We start from the raw sequence: 18,940 nt of genomic DNA, 5'->3' as shown, positions 1-18,940 counted from the left end.
CGTCCGAAAACAGAAAAACATTTCGGGCGCACTTTGTGCGCCTTGTTATTTGATTCATACAATGCGGAAAGGAGTAAGAACATGAATCCGAGACTGCCGTATCTGCGCGAAAAGACTGCAAAACTGACAGCTTCGCCGGGAGTTTATATCATGCGGAAAAAGGACAGTTCCATAATATATATCGGCAAGGCGAAAAACCTCCACAACCGCGTGAGCAGCTATTTCCGCGAAAATCCCGACCATACGCCGAAAGTGGCGGCAATGGTCTCAAATGTATACGACTACGATTTTATCGTCACCGACAGTGAGTTCGAGGCTCTGCTGCTTGAATGCAGCCTTATCAAACAGCACAAGCCGAAGTATAATATCCTCCTGAAAGACGATAAGGGGTATCACTATATCCGCATTTCCGATGAGGAGTTCCCGCGTATCACCAACGAAAAAAACACGAAGCAGAGCGGTACGTACCTCGGGCCTTATACCAGCGGCTTTATCACGAAAGAAGCCGTAAATGAGGCGAACCGCGTGTTCATGCTGCCTACCTGCAAGCGGAAATTTCCCCAGGAATTCGGGAAAGGGAGACCTTGCCTCAACTACCATATCAAGCAGTGCATGGGCGTCTGCCGCGGCAGGATAAGTGCCGCTGACTACAGGAACGCAGTCGATCAGGCTGTGGAGTTTATAAAGAGCGGAAGCGCCGAGTCTGTGGAGCGTATGCAGACGGAAATGGAACGGGCGGCAGAGGAGCTCGATTTTGAAAAGGCGGCTATGCTTAGAGACCGTATCACAGCGGTAAAAAAGGCTTCAGAGAAGCAGAAGATAATCAACAGCGGAGTCGAGTCTGCCGATGTTGTTGGAATTGCCGAATTTTATGACGGACTGTATATTTCCGTGCTCATGTATCGTGAGGACAGGCTCTTTGACAAGGCAGTTTTTGAGCTGCCCATACCTGATAAGGACGAGGATATACTGGGGCAGTTCATGCTTCAGTTTTACTACAAAAAGCCCGATATACCGAGAAATATCATAGTTGACCATATACCTGCGGACAGCGAACTGCTGGTTGAGATGCTTGAGGAACAGGCGCAGCGGAAGGTGAAGCTCCATGTGCCGCAGAAAGGCCGCCAGCTGGAACTGCTCAGGCTCGCAAAGAATAACAGTGCGGAATATGCGGCGATAAAGAACTCGCGGACGGGAAAAGAGGTCATAGCCCTCGAACAGCTGGGACAGAGTCTCGGTCTTGCGAAGCCGCCGCGGTATATAGAAGCATATGATATTTCCAACCTTTCGTCGGAGTCAATGGTCGCAGGTATGGTGGTCTTTGAGGACGGCAGACCGCTGAAAAAGGCGTACAAGCGCTTTACCGTGAAAGAGCAGGAGCTCCAGAACGACTATGGAAGTATGCGAGAGGTACTGAAGCGCAGACTCATGCACATAGTTACCGGGGAGGGCGACGAGTACTTTACGAGGACTCCCGACCTTATACTTCTCGACGGCGGAAAAGGACACGTAAACGCCGTAGCACCGCTGCTTTGGGAGCTCGGGCTGGATATACCGCTGTTCGGAATGGTCAAGGATGACAAGCACCGCACCCGTGCTATCGCAACGGGTGGCAGGGAAATACAGATAAACAGCCTGAAAGCGGTATTTGACCTGGTGACGAGGATACAGGACGAGGTGCACAGGTTTTCGGTGAGCTTCATGCATTCGCGCCACAAGAAGAAAACGTACAGCTCGGAGCTGCTTACAGTACGCGGAATAGGCGAAAAGAAAGCTGCGAAGCTGTTCATGAAGTACAAGACCATAGCAAATCTGAAAAAAGCCTCTCCCGGGGAGCTCGCAGCAGCAGCCGGAGTGAGCCTTGAAACAGCCGAAGAACTATGGAAAGTAATACGCGAAATGTGAGTCTCCGGAATACCCCGGAGAATAAGTCTATATTATAATAGTATACGCAGGCAAATAACGTAAAGCGGTGCATACAGTATTGTTAAAAAAATGAACCTGTCCACAGATTTCTCCTCGTTTTTTACCTTTTTGTTTTAAGTTTTTAGTGCAACAACGTGCAAAATGCCTAAATATGAATAAGGCAAATTGCCGCAGTTCACAATTCTGTAAAAATAAGATAAAAAAAGGGTATTTTATGTTGCATTTTGAAAGTGAGTGTGATATAATTATTGTGGAAGTTTAACAATGTTTGGTACGGGTGCGTCAGTACCTGATATTGTGCTGTCTTCGTGCTTTTTGTTTTGTACAATATCAGCCGTTTGTTTTATGTGGTATTACTGAGAGTATATAACTTAGTTAATATTGATAAAAAACGGTAGATTATTTATGTCAAAAAAGCGATTGAAAAGTAACACTTAAAATGTTATAATTGTTATTATTAAGGCAGTGAGAAACGTTCATCACAAGTAATAATTTTATGGAGGTGGTTTCATGAGGAGTTTTTCTTACGTTGCTCAGGATGCAAGAGGCGCGCAGAAGAAAGGTATCATAACTGCGGAGAATGAGCAGGAATTCTTACAGAAAGCCAAGGAAAAGGGCCTTTATGTCAAGGATTATAGGGAAAGCGATTCAAGTGAAGCAAAATCGATCTACAAGTTCAAAACCAAGGAGCTGGCATTCGACTGCAGACAGCTTGCGGCGATGCTGACCTCTGGTCTTACACTTGTAAAAGCCATCGATATTCTGACAAAAGAGCAGGAAGGTGAAAAGGCAAGAGCTATATGGCAGGACGTGTACGAGAACGTACAGAAGGGTGAATCCTTCTCGTCCACACTGGAAATGCACGCCGGTTCGTTCCCGCCGTTCCTCATCTCAATGGTAGGCGCGGGCGAGAGCAGCGGTTCGCTGGATATCGTTATGCAGCGAATGTCAGACCACTATGCGAAGGAAAACAAACTCAAGAACACCATCAAGAGCGCAATGATATATCCTATCATACTTCTTGTACTCTGTGTGGCGGTAACTATTCTTCTCTTCACATTCATCATGCCGACATTCATTGATATGTTCGAGAGCAAGGAAGATATGCCGTTCCTTACAAGAGTTCTTTCGGCTATCAGCGACTTTCTCAGGAAGAGATGGTACATACTTGTTGGTATAATAGCGGCACTGGTTGCAGGTTTCATTTATGCAATGAAGGTTCCAAGCTTCCGGTTGAAATTTGACCGGATGCTTGTCAAGGGTCCGGGCTTTGGCCCTCTTATTACAAAGATTTATACAGGTCGGTTCTCACGTACACTTTCTTCACTCTACTCCAGTGGTCTTCCGATGGTAGAGTGCCTTGAGAGAGCGTCCGCCATCCTTGGCAACAGCTACGTTGACAAAAAGTTTGAAGAAGTAATAGACGAAGTAAAACAAGGTGAACCGCTTTCGGCCGCCATCACGCGAACGGAAATATTCGAGCCTATGTTCTGCTCGGTAATCTACGTTGGTGAGGAAGCCGGTGCTTTGGACTCCATTCTGGAAAAATCTTCTGATTACTATGAAGAAGAATCGGACGCAGCAGTTCAGCGTCTTGTTGACTTGATACAGCCTGTACTCATTATTTTTATGGGCGTTATCATTGGACTGGTAGTTATGGGTATCTACCCTGCACTTTACGGTTCAATCGGAACTATCGAAAACGAATAAGAAAGGTGGAAAAGTAAAAAATGCTTTCATTTGATATTACCGATAGAAATATACGAGTTGTTAAAGGCGTTGAGAGCAACGGAAAAATCAAGATCAGCTCCGCTGCTACTGTAAATGTTGAAGAGGGACTCATCGTTAACGGACACGTAAGAGATGTTCCCGCAGTTGCAACTCTCATCAATAACGTGCTCAAGATGCACAGAATGCCTGATAAGGACGCTATCGTATCGATCTCGTCCAACCTTACGATATTCAAGGAAATGACAGTTGCAAAGAGCAACAGGGGGCAGGATCTTCAGAAGGTTGTTAAGCTCCAGATGCAGGCTGAGCTCAATCTTGATGATTCATACAGCGTATCCTACATCATCGTTGGCGACGCTGACAGCAGCGAGGTAAGCGAGCCTTCATACAGGATTCTTGCTACAGCTTGTCCTTATGAGATCGTAAACAGCTACAGAGAGATGTTCAAGCTTCTTACAATTGCTCTCAGATCAGTAATGATTGGATGCAACTGTATAACAAAGGTTCTTCTCGCTGACACAAAGATCAGATCGAAGATGCCTCTCCTTGCTGTTCAGATCGACAACAACTTTATATCTCTCAACCTTTATGAGCAGGGACAGCTTTCATTCTCACGTTTTGCTTCTATCGATGCTGCTGACTACGGTTATTCTGATGACTACGTATTCGAAGCTGTTAATGAGAACATCTTCCGTATGCTTCAGTTCCACAGAAGCCGTAACACAGGCGAGGCTATAGAGAACGTTATTTTCTACGGAGATACTCACGAGTATGTAAGACTTACAGACGAACTCGAAAAGCTTGACCTCAAGACAAGTCTTATCAATGTTCCTCCGCAGATACACGGTCATGAAAATCTTGAGTTCTCACTTTATGCTAACGCTATCGGCGCTATGTTCAAGAGAAACAGAGAGATTGAAAAGATCAATCTTCTTGAAACAGACTTCAGCACAGCCGTAAAGAACAAGATGAAAAATGATAATGCAGGCAATATTGCAATGCTTGCTGCTCTTCTTGGTTCTCTTGTGATCGTCGGCGCAGGCTGGGGTATTATGACTCTTCTTAATAATAGTGTTAAGAATGATATTCAGGAGTGTCAGGACTATATTGACAGCCCTCAGACAAATGCACAGCGTGAACACCGTAAGAGACTCTTATCTCTTAAGGATACTGTAAATGAATATTACAACCAGATGAATAATGCATATGATGCTTATCGTTCACAGCCTGTACTCACAGGTGCTGCATATGATGAGATTGAAAAGATCCTTGCAGAGACTTGCGACAAGGAACATATAGAGGAAAAAACTATAATCAATCCTCAGTATCAGGACGGTCTGCTCAAGTTCTCTGTTACCTGTGATGCTAATAAGGATACTAAAGTTCAGACAATGCCTTCTGACTTTGTAAAGAATCTTGTGGAAAATGATATGTTTATGGCAGCTTCATACTCTGGCTTCAATTTAGCAACTGTAAAGCAGGAAGGTCAAGAGGATAAGGAAATAATCAATTTCCAGGCAAGTGTAAATCTTGTACCTGATGAAAGCGCATATCATCCTGATTCAACTTCAAAGGAGGAGAAGAAAAAATGAAACTCACATACAGAGATAAGATAATTGCTGCTATCATACTTGCAATAGCAATACTGGCATTGGGCTTCTTTGCACTTATAAGACCAGTTATAAATAATAAGAAGGAAAACGAAGATAAACTCGTAGTGCTTGAAAAAGAAAAAGCAAAGATAGAAGCTGAAATAGCTGAGATTCCTGGTTTAAAGAAGGATATCCTCAGCACTCATGAGTCTACAAACGAACTCACAAAGATTTTCGTACCTGTAGAGAACGTTGAAAATCCTGTAGTTGTTGACAAGTATATGCAGGATCTCGCAGTAAAGAGTAAAGTAAAGCTTCAGTCCGTGAAAGTTGATTCGGCATCTGTCAAGGAGATCAAGTATTATTACTTTGATCAGGACGACAAGTACAAGGATGCAAGAAAAGGTGCAGATGTAAACGGCAATCTTCAGGCAATTGAAGATACGATCCATGCTGACAGAGTAGCACTCAAGGACAGACCTGTTACAAAGATCCTTCAGACAGATTATGCTGTAACAGCATACGGTACAAAGAAAAACATCTGGGATTATCTTGAGGCTATAAAGCAGTTCGACAAGTCTATCACAGTTAAGAGTGTAAAGCTTGGAGATTATTCTTTTGGTAAGAATGACGCAAAGAAAGCAAATGTAGAGGCTCCAGATCCTATGGATGAGGAGGAAAGAAAGATTGATATCGGCGGTGATAAGACGATATCAAATGCGACACCAGCTCAGATCATTATTACACTTTATTCAGTATATGAAATGGATACGCCTAATGTTGACTGATAACGAGGGCTGTCCAAAATGGCAAAAACACCTAATTTCAAACGCTGAGTTATTAAAAATATAACTTGAAAGGCGGTTAGGAAAATGAAAACAGAGAAGAGGAAAACATTACGCGGTTCAGCGCTGTTTACAGTAGTTGCTGTTATGGCGATTCTTATACTTTTCCTGACGGGTACACTTGCACTTGCTTCAGCTTCAAACAGCAGAGCGCATAAGTCGTATTCCGTATCTCAGGCAAGTTATACTGCAAGAACGGCAATAAAGTCGTTCAAAGCTGCAATGGAAGATCCAACCGACGGTGCAGGCTGTGTGGCAGCGGTATATGCGCTTGCAACATCGTCAGTAGATGAACTGCACCCTATTATCAGACTCGGAGATAATACTATGGGTCGGATAGGTCGATGGGACAGTTCAGGCAACTGGGTAAATGATGAGATTTTGCTTGAATCTGTTCCAGACAGGATTGAATGGGTTTACAAAGGAGATAAGTGGGTTCCGTACAATGTAGTTCGTATTACAGCTACTTGTCGTCTTGGACGTGAGGAAGAAACAGTTCAGGCTTACATAAGCAAGCACACTGAACCTGGGTCGGAAGATACACCTGTATCCGATTCTGAGGTTAAAGGACTTCAGGAGGCCGGCGGTAATACATTTATGAACGGCGGCGATATCTACGGTGGTCTTGGTATCTCACTTGCGGATGATCCTGCGGACGGTCTTGGAGAATATGAACTCAACAACAAATTCCAGACTCATACTACACTGAATTTTATTAATGCAAATGTTTATATGTTAACAAGTTCTTTCAAGGTCAATGTTGAAAAGAGCACGGCAGTGCCAGTGAATGGTACTGTTATCATGGGTAATTTATCCATAAAGAACAATGCATTTATAACGCTGAAGAATTCTTATACAATGAATAAGAACTTTAAGCAGAAGGATATCCCATATCTTTACATTGATAGACTTATCTATGAAAGACAGGGAACAAGTGCTCCATATGTAGAGCCTGAAGACGGTATGGAGTCAACAAAATTCCAGCCATTCAATATCTATGCAGGTACAATGTATTATCCTGAGCAGTTCCAGGCAAAGGCTGATCTTTACCTTATGGACGAACCTGTATCAGATGGAGCAGGCGGTTTTGAAATGTATGAAGCACCTTATGCAACTATGCTTAGCGGTGGAGCTTCAAATGAAAACACAAAATTGAAAAAGGGCGAAAGCTATTACGGTTGTGATGTTAACGGTAACACTTCTACAACGGGAAGGCAGTCTAAACAGCTTTATAAATGGGCTTCAAGTACATTTACAAGGAAAGATACCTATGATGCGTACGGCGGAAACATTTTCTGCAACGGTAATTTCCACTATGGCTCAGGTATCATACATGGTGATGTAAGAGTCAACGGAGATTTTTACCTTGAGGATGTTGCATCAGACGGCGACAGACCAATTATTGAAGGCAATCTTGTTGTAGCTGGTACGATCCACAATAATTCACATTATAGTGTGGATGAAGTAGTGTCGGGACTGATTTACAATACAGGTTATGCATCAGCCGGTGATACTGTTACAGTTACACTGAAACCCGGATATGAAAAGGTCGAAGATTCGCTTTACCCTGGATATACCGAGGTCGAATCCTATGAGATTGAAAACCGTCAACTTATAGATGAAGTTGAAGTATTACTTCAGTCAGACGGTAAATATTTGGTTACGATCGCTGATCTTGGAGATCAGAGATTTGACACGATACCTTATATAGAGAGAATACCAATCTCAGATTCTACATATGGCGATACTTCAGATCCTGTTGTTATCACTACAGAGCCTAAGGGAAGATTTGTAGTTGATAAAGAAGGAAAATTTGTATTTGACGCTGATGGAAAGCCTGAAAAAACAAACGAGCAGTATCTGTATTACGACGATGAAGATAATCGTTGTTCAAAGGCTGATGCCAAGGGTGATTACTTTATAAAGAGCGGAATTCCTGATGTAATTGTAGGATTCTTAGAGGCGAATGAAATATCAACAGGTTCAAGCAGAGCAGTTCCGTATGAGCAGTATGTAGCTATTTTTGGAAATGCATATCCCGATAATATGACCCGTGAAAAAATATACGGCGAATATCAGGATGGAAAGTTTGTAACACATTCCGATACAAAACTTGTAACCACACTTGATGATGCTCGTAGAGCTCTTAGCTGGAATAAGACTGACGGTGCATTCGATAAAACGGTATATCCGTATGAAGAGCCTTCAGTTGAGACCGCTACTCATGTTATAACATCAAGTAATTTCTCAAGCATTTCAAGTTCATCAATTGAGCATGAAGGAAATGATTTGATTATAACACGTCCTTCTGAAGGATTTGAGTGGTATGTTCTTGATAACTTAAATATGAACGGCGGTAGCAATATCTATATTCAGGATGCGCCTGATTCATTGCATACAGGCTCTAAGCAGTATGGCGGAGGCATTATACGTTTCTTCATAAAGGGTAACCTTACGATGAACGGTAACAGCAGAATTGCGCTTAAGAATATGCCGCCAATAATAAACTATCTTGATGATTACGGTATTGAGTATTATGGCTATGCAGAAGAAGATGAGAGCGGCTCACTTATAAGTAAGTCAAGAATAACCAATAATAATGGAAATCTTATCGTAGGTTCTATAAAGGCACCTTACATGGAACTTGACTCAAAGAAGGGCGAAGGACCTGACAGCTTTACATATGTGCCTGAATCAGGAGATTCTGTACCAGGTTATACGCCGATTATTATTGGAAACGCTCTTATCAGCAAGATAAAGCATTATGACTGGACAGGAACTAATGAGGATCCGTGGGGCAATATGAACGGATTTAACCTGGCATATACCAAATCAGGTACAGGCGGCGGCGGTTCGACAAGCGGCGGTGAAGGCACAGCACATACTGTTGATGGTGATTGGGACTTCACATACGTAGTAGGTTGATAAAGGAGGAATGTTCTTATGAAAAAAGGTAAAAAAGTTTTAAAGGGCATGACTCTTATCGAAATGATAATCACTATTGCAGTATTGGCTATGTTATGTGTAATACTTGCTATGGTCGGTCAGAATATCGATGCTACTACAAGAGCGACAAATAATCTTAAAGATAAGGTTGTAAAGGAATCGCCTTATGCTGCAAATGCGGTTAATCACTACAATGATCACGCGGGCAATAATGTTGAGCTGGCTTCAGAGGCAGGTACTGTAGTTGTTCGTATAAATGGTTCATTCGAGTTCGACGGTATTTCTTATCCAGATCCAAGTGTAAATATTGGTGTTGAAAGATATAATACCGAGGAAATCGTTCTTGACGGACGTTCAGTTCAGGAAAGAAAAGTTATTCAGGAAGGTCCTAATAGCGGAATAAATTTCAAGTTTATACGTTTTACGACATCTGCACCTGCAGCTCCGGTGACAACAACAACGACCGTTGCAGCACCGGTTGAATGATCGGAGGTAGCAGCATGAAAAGAATTATTAAAAAGGGTTTTACCCTAACAGAATTGATAGTGGTAATGGCTATTTTTTCGATAATCATGGTTGCAGTAATGTCACTGATTGATCCTGTGTCACGTATTTACAAGAATACAGCAGTAGCTGAAAGAACTTATGCAAATGCCAACAGTATACAGACTTATCTGCAAACAAATCTTGAGTATGCAGAGGCGGTTGTAGTTGCGACATCTGATAATATTGGCGACGGTACTGGTGACGTTGATTCCAGTGAGTTGCAGGCTCTTGTTGAAGAGTTTGGAAGAACACATTACAATTACATTGTTACTGCCAGAAGCAAGTCATCTTCAGAGCTTGATAAGCTCGGAGATGTATGCTGGGTAGATGGAAATATACATGTTCTCAGACTTGTCAACAGCGGTGATGACAGAGGACAGATAATGCACAGTGTTTATCCGTTCGAGTCAAATGATTCATCAAATAACGGTTTTACACTTATCAATCCGTCAAGTGTTGACGAAGAACCTGCTTTGAATCCTGCATTTTTTAATGCGAGGGATGCAAAGTATAATTATTCCTATGCTCTTGGTTCGAACAAGTTTGTTAATGTCCCTGTTCCTGAAGGCGGCGACCCTGATTCGGCATATAAGGCTTTGGATCAGGACTTCGACGCAACACTGTATCATGGTATATCAAGAATTGATTGCTGCTTATCTATCGTTATAGATAAGGCCGGTAAAAAAAATCAGGGATCAATTGATGTAGAAGTTGACGGTAATACATATAGAGCATTCAGATGTCCCGCAACAGTACAGGTTGCTCCTATTTCATTTACTTCCATAAATACTGTAAATCCAGCATCGGAAAGGCATCCTGATGCAGACAAGTGTGAGAGAAGACCATTTAAAGCCGATGGTACCGAAGATGTAGCTCTTCAGACATTTGGAACATTTGAAGGTTTTTCTTTCATGACGCAGAAGGCAGATGATTCAAATACAAGTTATATATCAAGTACTATCAACTGCGACGAAGACATCTACTTCATTTATACTTATCGTGACGAATTAGTCCCGGGAGACACAGTAGAATAATAATAATTAAAGAACAGGCAGCAGTCAAATGCTGCTGCCTGTACTTATTTTTCACTTTTTATTTGGCAGATAACATATTCAGATACCACTGAGCTATCTGATTGCCCCAAAGGGAGCCGACGGCGATTCCGATCGCAAGGAACGGTCCGAAAGCGAACTTTGAATCCTTGGTCACACGCTTGACGATTATTCCGCCGAGTGCAGCGACCATGATACCGATGAATGTTGAAACGATAACAGCTTGTGTTCCGAGAAATGCTCCGGCAGCGAACATCAGATATGTATCACCCAGTTCAATAGCACGGAAGTCTTCACCGAACTTCTTTTTGATGATCGGTCTGCTGACTTCTCCTATTATAAAGAAGGGGACGCTGATGATGAACGCACCGATGATACGGCTTTTAAGCGTAACATCTTCATACTCGCGTGAGTGCAGAAGGTGAAGCGGAATCGTGAGGACGAATATCACAGCGATCATGCTGATGAATATCTCCTTTGTGTCCCAGTCGATAAAGGCGATGCATATAAGCAGGGACATAACAACGCAGGTTATTATGGATTTAACATTGATATCCAGTGCATAAAACGTCAGAACATAAAGAAGACCGTTAAGGCTTTCAACTATAGGATACCGCGGTGATATCTTTGAACCGCAGCTGTGACATTTTCCTCTCAGCATTATCCAGCTGAAAACGGGTATCAGATCGATAGGTCTGATCTTTGCACCGCAGGTCATGCAGTGAGAAGCCTTTTCCTTATCTTCTTTTGTTTGTCCGATTCCGAGAATGGATGGACTGTCAGGATCCGGAAGCCTGTAAATGACAACGTTAAGAAAGCTTCCGATACAGATCCCGAACAGAAAAACTATGACGTAAAACATGATCTTGAATGGCAGCTCGGTAAATTCACTGTGGAGCATATCCTCAAATCCAAAGAGCATGAGTTTACCCCTCCTTCATATTAAAATGTACATAATATTATTATAACATAAATTATGGAAAATTCAAGTACAATTTTAGAATACCGCGATGTATGACGGTACATCCGGGTATTCAGAAAATAAGCGGAGGTTTTTTATGAGAAACGAGAGAATTGGTGACTACTTAGTCAATCAAGGGCTTATCACAAGCGAGCAGCTTCAGCAGGTTCTTGACGCACAGAGAAATTCCAACGGTTCCAAGAAATTCGGTGACGTTGTAGTTGAGCTGGGCTTCATGTCCGAAGTTAATTTCGCAAAGGCTCTTGCAGGAAATCTGAGAGTACAGTACGTTGACCTTGACAACATTGAGATCAATTCCGACGCTGTACAGATGGTTCCGGAGGCGCTTGCAAGAAAGCACACTGTAATTGCTATCAATGTACAGGGTAAACGTCTCACGGTTGCAACGAACGATCCTGTAAACTTTATTGTCCTTGAGGACATCAAGGTTTCCACAGGTATGGACACCGTTCCTGTTCTTGCAACAACATCTGCTATCAACAAGGCTATCGGTAAGTGCTACTCAATGCAGAACGTTGACAGCGTTCTTGAGAATGTTAACGCTATGGGCGGCGATCTCGGTGAAATGAGCGAGGCTGACCTTGAGTCCAAGGACAGAGTTGAAAGCGCTCCTATCGTTAAGCTCGCAACTACTATCGTTGAGAACTCCTACAGAGCAGACGCTACCGATATACATATCGAGCCTTTCGATAAGTACACAAGAATCCGTATCCGTGTAAACGGCGACCTCGTAGAGCTCATGAATATTTCCAGTGCAGTTCACAGCGCCCTCACAACACGTTTCAAGCTCATAAGCGGTATGAACATCGCTGAAAAGAGAATCCCGCAGGACGGCCGTTTCACACAGGTCGTTGACGGAACAACTCTTGACGTCCGTGTATCCTCACTTCCTATGGTACACGGTGAAAAGATCGTTATCCGTATCCTTTCAACAGGACAGATAGCACTCCGTAAGATCACCGACCTCGGTATGTCGGATTATAACTATACACTGTTCGAGTCAATGCTGAGAGTTCCTCACGGCGTTATCCTCGTTACAGGACCTACCGGTTCCGGTAAAACAACAACCCTTTATGCGGCTCTCGGTGAGATCGCTAAGCCGAACGTAAACGTCGTTACCGTTGAGGACCCTGTCGAAAAGGCTATCGACGGTATCAACCAGTGTCAGGTAAACGTAAAGGCCGGCATGACATTCGCCGCTGCCCTTCGTTCTATCCTCCGTCAGGACCCTGACGTAGTAATGATCGGTGAGATGCGTGATACCGAAACAGCCGATATCGGTATCCGTGCCGCTATCACAGGACACCTTGTTCTGTCGACCCTCCATACCAACGACGCTGCTTCAACAGTTGTACGTCTTGTTGATATGGGCGTAGCTCCTTACATGGTTGCTACATCTATCATCGGCGTTATCGCTCAGCGACTCCTCAAGGTTCTTTGCCCTGAGTGCAAGAAGCCGAGAATGTCAACTCCCGAAGAGAACGACCTTATGGGTATCGACCATTCTATTCAGATATTTGAGCCAGGCGGATGCCCGGTCTGCAATAATACAGGATACAGAGGAAGAACTGCTATCCACGAGATCATTCACTGTACCGCAAAGGTTTCTTCTATCATTGCAGCTAACGGCAGCAAGGAAGAGATCGAAAAGGCAGCTAAGGAACAGGGAACCAAGCTTCTCCGTGACAACGCTTCCGAGCTTGTACAGGCAGGCGAAACATCAATCGACGAGCTCGTAAGAACTACATTTACAGTTTAATGGCTTGCAGGGAGGATAATTAATATGGCAATCGAAATTCATAGAATACTGGACGAGGTTAGACTCCTCGGCTGCTCTGACCTTCATTTTACAGACAGAATAGCTCCTGTTGTACGTCTTAACGGTACACTCAGAACTATGCGTTCACAGTACCCGGAAATGGACGAAGAGGAGATACTCAATATCATTCATCAGATGACGAATGATGCTCAGCAGACAAGCATAAACAATCATCACGATACCGACTTCTCGTTCACAACAAGAAGCGGCTACCGTCACCGTGTAAACGTATATTTCCAGAAGGGTAAGCCTGCTATCGCTATCCGTCTTCTGAGAAACGATATCCCTACTCTCGAGGATCTCGGACTTCCTCCGATACTCGCTGATTTCGCAATGCGTCCCCGTGGACTCGTTCTCGTAACAGGTCCTACCGGTTCGGGTAAATCAACTACCCTCGCAGCTATGATCGACTTCGTTAACCTTAACAGAAGCGCTCACGTAATCACTGTAGAGGATCCTATCGAGTACGTTCACGACCATAAGAGATGTATGGTAAACCAGAGAGAGATCGGCGACGACGTACCGTCATTCGCCCTTTCACTGAGAGCTGCTCTCCGTGAGGACCCCGATGTTATCCTCGTAGGAGAAATGCGTGACTTCGAGACTATCCAGGCTGCCGTAACCGCTGCCGAAACAGGACATCTCGTTATGTCAACACTTCATACCACATCAGCAGCTGATACTATCAACCGTATCATCGACGTTTATCCTGAGCATCAGCAGCAGCAGATCAGAACACAGCTCGCTAACAACCTCGTAGCTGTTATTTCTCAGACACTTATTCCTAAGAAGGACGGTTCCGGACGTATCGCTTGTATGGAGATCCTTAACGTTACAGACGCTATTTCCGCAATGATCCGTGATAATAAGATCCACCTCGTACAGTCTGCTATCCAGACAGGTAAGCAGCAGGGTATGATGTCTCTGGATATGGAGCTTGCAAGACTTGTATCCAGAAACGTTATCAGCGAAGTAGACGCTCTCGAGAAGTGTCTCGACAAGACAGAGTTCTATCGTTTCCTTGCTCAGTTCGGCGGCGGCGGAAGACCAATGGTTTCTCCTATGCCAACTCAGGGTTAATTGTAAAATCAATGTATATATCAATACCGTCGGAATTACACCGACGGTATTATTTTTAGGGAATAATACAGAACTGTAAATTTTTCAATGAAAAAATTCTCGGCGAAATGAAGTCTTAAACCTTGAATTTTACTTGAAAATATGAATTACATTTTGTATAAAAAGTTGTGAATATAACAAATACTAAATTAAAGATTTAATTTATTCACAAAAACTTGTGCAACTCGACGAAAACGCCAAAAAAAATATGCCGATTTACCGTTCTGATGTAAAAAGTGCCTCCAAATATGGATTTTTTTCTTGGAATCTGTTGACATATTATGAATAAGGTGATATACTATAATCACAGGGAAGGGAAAGGGAGAAAAAATCCCCGGACCTAAAAATCGAGTGAAAGCAAAGACTTTCACAAATCTATATTTTTAAAGGAGGGTTTTCTTATGAAAACTACAAAGAAAGGTTTTACACTTATTGAGCTCATCGTTGTTATCGCTATCATCGGTGTTCTCGCAGCAATCCTCGTTCCTTCAATGCTCGGCTATGTAAAGAAGTCTAAGGTTTCTTCAGCTAACTCAGCTGCAAGCTCAATCCAGAAGGCTATCAATACAGCTCTTATCGAAATGGATGAAGAGACAGAGAACGGTGCAGATATCGAAACTATCACTCGTGCAAAGGGTGAAGCTGCTGTAGCTGCTGGCGACGGTTTCACAGATGATGGTACTTGCTGGAAGAAGATTCAGCACTACATGGATAAGGCTAAGAATGCTGCATTCCAGGCATCTTGCGACGGCGGTGCTGTTGTAGCAGTTGCTGTAGCTCTCGACGCTAAGTACACAGGTACATATCCTGCTGGTGTTGTTACAGTTGACAACTACAAGGATTACAGCGGCGAAGCGAAGCTTCCTGATGCTCTTACAGCTGCAGAGGCTAAGGTTCCTCAGGATGAAGACTAATTAAGAGTTATATAGCTTAATTAAATCAATTCAAAGCTCCTCCCAATAGGGAGGAGCTTTTTTATGCATGCAGGAGTTATAAATAAAACGTGAAGGACTATAAAAAAAATATATATAAAATTACCAAATATGTCTTGACAATGTAATAATTACATGATATAATCAATATACAGGTTATTAATATGGAGTATTTGTGAATGAAAAGATAATAACCTAAAGTGAAGTTAAAAGGAGAATGAAAAATGAAAAATGCAAAAAAAGGTTTTACGCTTATTGAACTCATCGTTGTTATCGCTATCATCGGTGTTCTCGCAGCAATTCTCGTTCCTTCAATGCTCGGCTACGTAAGAAAGTCCAAGATATCTTCTGCAAATTCAGCTGCAAGCTCAATTCAGAAGGCTATCAATACCGCACTTACCGAAATGGATGAGGAGACGGAAAACGGCGCAGATATAACACAAATTGCTCGTGAAAAGGGCGATCCTGCTGTCGCTTCAGGAGATGGTTTTACAGATGATGGTACTTGCTGGAAGAAGATACAGCACTATATGGATAAGGCTAAGGGCTGTGCATTCCTTGCTGAATGTGATGGAGGTGCTGCTGTAGCTGTTGCAGTTGCTCTTGACTCAAAGTATACAGGAACTTATCCTTCGGGCGTTGTAACAGTTGATAATTATAAGGATTATTGTGCACCTGCTGGCGTAGCTGATCTTGATGATGCTTTAGCAGAAGCGAAGACAAAGGTTCCTGCAACTGATGAAGGGTAATTTGTCGATTTTTAGTACAACTTGAGTTAAAAAGCTTCTTCTGTTTGGAAGAAGCTTTTTTATACAATATTAAAAATAGCAATAAAGGTATAAAAAATTCATATTTTATCGCAATATTGTTATTGACACGTCAATATTTATTTGCTATAATAAATGTCAAGCTTAGAAATAAGCTGCTGTTCTGGATTGAATGGGAAAGAATTTGTGGGTCTGACCCGCGAAAACAATGGTAAAGGAGGATCTTATGAAAAACAAAAAAGGCTTTACTCTTATCGAACTCATCGTTGTCATTGCAATTATCGGAGTACTCGCTGCAATTCTTGTTCCGTCAATGCTTGGATACGTCAGAAAATCAAAGATATCATCAGCAAATTCAACAGCAACCTCATTACAAAAAGCAATAAATACCGTACTGCAGGAAATCGACGATCAGTATGAGGTAGGTTCGGAAATCGAGTATATTGAGAGGACGGGAACCTCAAGTGCTGATTATGTAACAACCGAACCATCTATCGAAAGCATCGTCAGCAACGAAGATCTTTGGGGAAAGATTGTGAATTTTCTTGACAAAGGCAAGTCAGGAAAGCTTCGTTTCAAAGCCATATGCGAAGGCGGTTCATGCAATTACGTTGGAGTAAGTATCAGCACTGTTTACACAGGAACTTGTCCAACAGGTGTAGTTACGGTTGAGAACTACAAGGAATATGCAGGCGATTACGAAGCGGCTTGCGAGGACGCAATGACTAAGTATTCGACTTGATTTAAGAACGACATAAAGGGACTCCTTTAAGGAGTCTCTTTTGTTTTAATGGTGAATTTCAACAATTATTAATCAGCAGATTTGTAGTACGAATATCAACATTAATATTGACAAAATGTTAATTATGTAGTATTATATAAGTGGGTAAGGTTTATTTATATTTTGTTCATAACGCACGGTAATGAGCAATTTAAAGGATTGAGAAAAAAAGGATTGAGGTAATTTCAAGGGGGAATTAAAATGAAAAAAAGGAGAAGCGGATTCACATTGATCGAGCTGATAGTAGTTATTGCTATTATTGGCGTTCTGGCGGCTATACTTGTTCCGTCTATGCTTGGTTATGTAAAGAAGTCGAAGGTCTCGTCGGCAAATTCGGAGGCAAATACGTACCAAAAAGCGATAAATTCAGCACTTATCGAGCTTGATGAAGAGTATGATTCAGGATCGGAAATCATGACCATCGAGCGCGTAGACGTCGATGATACCGAGGTAACGATAACTCCATCATCTGTTGAGACAGAGATAGGGAAGGATGTTGTATGGAATAAAATAACGCATTTTCTTGACAAATCCAGAAAAGCTACCTTTAAGGCTCAATGCGATGGCGGAGCTGTTAAAGCTGTAGCAGTATGCGCCAACAGCACGTATACAGGCACATATCCTTCGGGAGTTGTTACAGTTGACAACTACAAAGAATATAAGGGCGATTACGAAAAAGCTCTGACTGACGCGCTGGCAAAGGTTCCTGATTAAATGGTCAAAAGTGCTGAGTATTCAACAGCCGGACTTCCAATTTTTGTACGTAATAGACTGAATGCACAATAAGAAGACAAAAAAATTGTTACCGATAACTCATTTTATTATTGACAAACTGTGAACTTTTTGATATAATATAAATGGAAATTTGTATTGGGAGGTGCATGACGATGAAGACAAATAGGTCGAAAAAGGGCTTCACTCTCATGGAGCTTGTTATCGTTATTGCAATAATTGGCATTTTACTCTCCGTCATGATCCCGACATGGGGATATTTTATAACAAAATCTCGTGAAAGGAACGCAAACTCAAAGGCAAAGATCATTTTCACAGCAGCACAGACGGAGGTCACACGAATAGCGGCTAAAGAGCGCACAATGAAGTCTGACGAAGCATTCATATCAAATGGTGAGTTTTGTTTTTACTCTCATAACGGTGTTGGACAGAAGTGTGCAAAGGACAGCGGTGCAGCGATCACTCCTGATAAGTTCGCTGCTAATAACGCGAGCTTCAGCAGAGCGATAAACCGTATTGCCGGCGAAGAGGGCTTTTATAAGGTTCTTGTTGATAACTATATTGTTCAGTCGGTTGTTTATTGCAACCTCGAGTCGGGACGTTACAAGGGTACATATCCGCTGACAACCGATGAGCTGACGGATGCTGATTTAGCTACTATAAGAAGTGGTAGTATTAACACTATTAATATGTCTCTCATGGCAGCAAAACCAGCAGAGGAAGAATAAGAAATATGATTATTGATTGCAGTCGCAGTTGCGGCTGCAATTTTTTTGTTTTAAGGTGGCTGCTGATAAGAAGTTTTCAACAGTAATATACAGGAAAAGTTGAAAAGTTTATGCTTGACAATATTCAAGAAAAAGTGTATAATTTAATTACTGTCCGACAGATAAGGACGAGCCGAGAACGAAAAAATTCAAAGAAATTTGGAAAAAGTACTTGACAAATCCGAAAGACAGTGATATAATATTAAAGCTGTCCCGAAAGGGACAGACACAACAGCATCTTGAAAATTGAACAATGCGAAGAAAAAGTAACGACCCTTGAGATTCCTTTTTGAAGCTGGAAACAGTGGAGAGAAGAGAAGGTCAAGAAAAGACTGAAAAATAACACGAAAGTAATAACGCAAGCGTTATGAACAGGATTAAAAGATATGTAAGCTGAAAAGCT

The 18,940-nt window shown here is 42.4% G+C and carries 15 protein-coding genes; 14 read left to right on the top strand and 1 reads right to left on the bottom strand.

Annotated elements, in window-relative coordinates; all coding sequences use genetic code 11:
- Window positions 1-81 precede the first annotated feature (81 nt).
- From uvrC to IKW96_RS04180, 7 genes are all read left to right on the top strand, one after another.
- On the top strand, window positions 82-1,905 hold the full coding sequence (gene uvrC, locus IKW96_RS04210) for an excinuclease ABC subunit UvrC (protein WP_296570719.1): 1,824 nt from the start codon (window positions 82-84) through the stop codon (window positions 1,903-1,905).
- A 531-nt stretch (window positions 1,906-2,436) separates the two neighbouring features.
- The gene (locus tag IKW96_RS04205; protein ID WP_296570716.1) at window positions 2,437-3,636 is read left to right on the top strand and encodes a type II secretion system F family protein; all 1,200 of its coding nucleotides are present in this window, start codon (window positions 2,437-2,439) and stop codon (window positions 3,634-3,636) included.
- A gap of 20 nt (window positions 3,637-3,656) precedes the next feature.
- On the top strand, window positions 3,657-5,249 hold the full coding sequence (gene pilM / locus IKW96_RS04200) for a pilus assembly protein PilM (protein ID WP_296570713.1): 1,593 nt from the start codon (window positions 3,657-3,659) through the stop codon (window positions 5,247-5,249).
- Window positions 5,246-6,037: a hypothetical protein gene (locus IKW96_RS04195; protein ID WP_296570712.1), complete on the top strand. Its 792-nt coding sequence runs from the start codon at window positions 5,246-5,248 to the stop codon at window positions 6,035-6,037. Before pilM ends, IKW96_RS04195 begins: the two co-directional genes overlap by 4 nt.
- 84 nt (window positions 6,038-6,121) lie before the next feature.
- A complete protein-coding gene (locus IKW96_RS04190; RefSeq protein WP_296570709.1) occupies window positions 6,122-9,019 on the top strand; it encodes a hypothetical protein in 2,898 nt (965 codons plus the stop codon).
- 18 nt (window positions 9,020-9,037) lie between these two features.
- Entirely contained in the window at window positions 9,038-9,526 is a 489-nt protein-coding gene (locus IKW96_RS04185; RefSeq protein ID WP_296570706.1) for a prepilin-type N-terminal cleavage/methylation domain-containing protein, read from the top strand.
- 14 nt (window positions 9,527-9,540) lie between these two features.
- On the top strand, window positions 9,541-10,620 hold the full coding sequence (locus IKW96_RS04180) for a type II secretion system protein (RefSeq protein WP_296570703.1): 1,080 nt from the start codon (window positions 9,541-9,543) through the stop codon (window positions 10,618-10,620).
- Window positions 10,621-10,678: 58 nt separating this feature from the next.
- Here IKW96_RS04180 and IKW96_RS04175 read toward each other — a convergent pair whose 3' ends face one another.
- On the bottom strand, window positions 10,679-11,560 hold the full coding sequence (locus IKW96_RS04175; RefSeq protein WP_296570702.1) for an A24 family peptidase: 882 nt from the start codon (window positions 11,558-11,560) through the stop codon (window positions 10,679-10,681).
- A 136-nt stretch (window positions 11,561-11,696) separates the two neighbouring features.
- Here IKW96_RS04175 and IKW96_RS04170 point away from each other — a divergent pair, with 136 nt between their 5' ends.
- The 7 genes from IKW96_RS04170 (at window position 11,697) to IKW96_RS04140 (ending at window position 18,498) form a co-directional block, all read left to right on the top strand.
- Window positions 11,697-13,379 carry a GspE/PulE family protein gene (locus tag IKW96_RS04170; RefSeq protein WP_296570700.1) on the top strand — a complete coding sequence of 561 codons (1,683 nt, stop codon included), beginning with the start codon at window positions 11,697-11,699 and terminating at the stop codon, window positions 13,377-13,379.
- Between the two features lie 24 nt (window positions 13,380-13,403).
- On the top strand, window positions 13,404-14,519 hold the full coding sequence (locus IKW96_RS04165; RefSeq protein ID WP_296570697.1) for a type IV pilus twitching motility protein PilT: 1,116 nt from the start codon (window positions 13,404-13,406) through the stop codon (window positions 14,517-14,519).
- 440 nt (window positions 14,520-14,959) lie between these two features.
- On the top strand, window positions 14,960-15,472 hold the full coding sequence (locus IKW96_RS04160; protein WP_296570694.1) for a type II secretion system protein: 513 nt from the start codon (window positions 14,960-14,962) through the stop codon (window positions 15,470-15,472).
- Window positions 15,473-15,714: 242 nt separating this feature from the next.
- Window positions 15,715-16,239 carry a type II secretion system protein gene (locus IKW96_RS04155; RefSeq protein ID WP_296570691.1) on the top strand — a complete coding sequence of 175 codons (525 nt, stop codon included), beginning with the start codon at window positions 15,715-15,717 and terminating at the stop codon, window positions 16,237-16,239.
- 244 nt (window positions 16,240-16,483) lie between these two features.
- On the top strand, window positions 16,484-16,999 hold the full coding sequence (locus IKW96_RS04150; protein WP_296570686.1) for a type II secretion system protein: 516 nt from the start codon (window positions 16,484-16,486) through the stop codon (window positions 16,997-16,999).
- Between the two features lie 240 nt (window positions 17,000-17,239).
- Complete coding sequence (locus IKW96_RS04145; protein ID WP_296570683.1) at window positions 17,240-17,752, top strand: type II secretion system protein; 513 nt, start codon at window positions 17,240-17,242, stop codon at window positions 17,750-17,752.
- Window positions 17,753-17,925: 173 nt separating this feature from the next.
- On the top strand, window positions 17,926-18,498 hold the full coding sequence (locus tag IKW96_RS04140; RefSeq protein ID WP_296570680.1) for a type II secretion system protein: 573 nt from the start codon (window positions 17,926-17,928) through the stop codon (window positions 18,496-18,498).
- Window positions 18,499-18,940 lie beyond the last annotated feature (442 nt).

This window comes from Ruminococcus sp. (genome assembly GCF_017549005.1).
In the GTDB taxonomy this organism is placed as follows: Bacteria; Bacillota; Clostridia; order Oscillospirales; family Ruminococcaceae; genus Ruminococcus.
The sequence above is the reverse complement of the archived record's forward strand: the minus strand, read 5'-3'. Positions and strand labels throughout refer to the sequence as shown.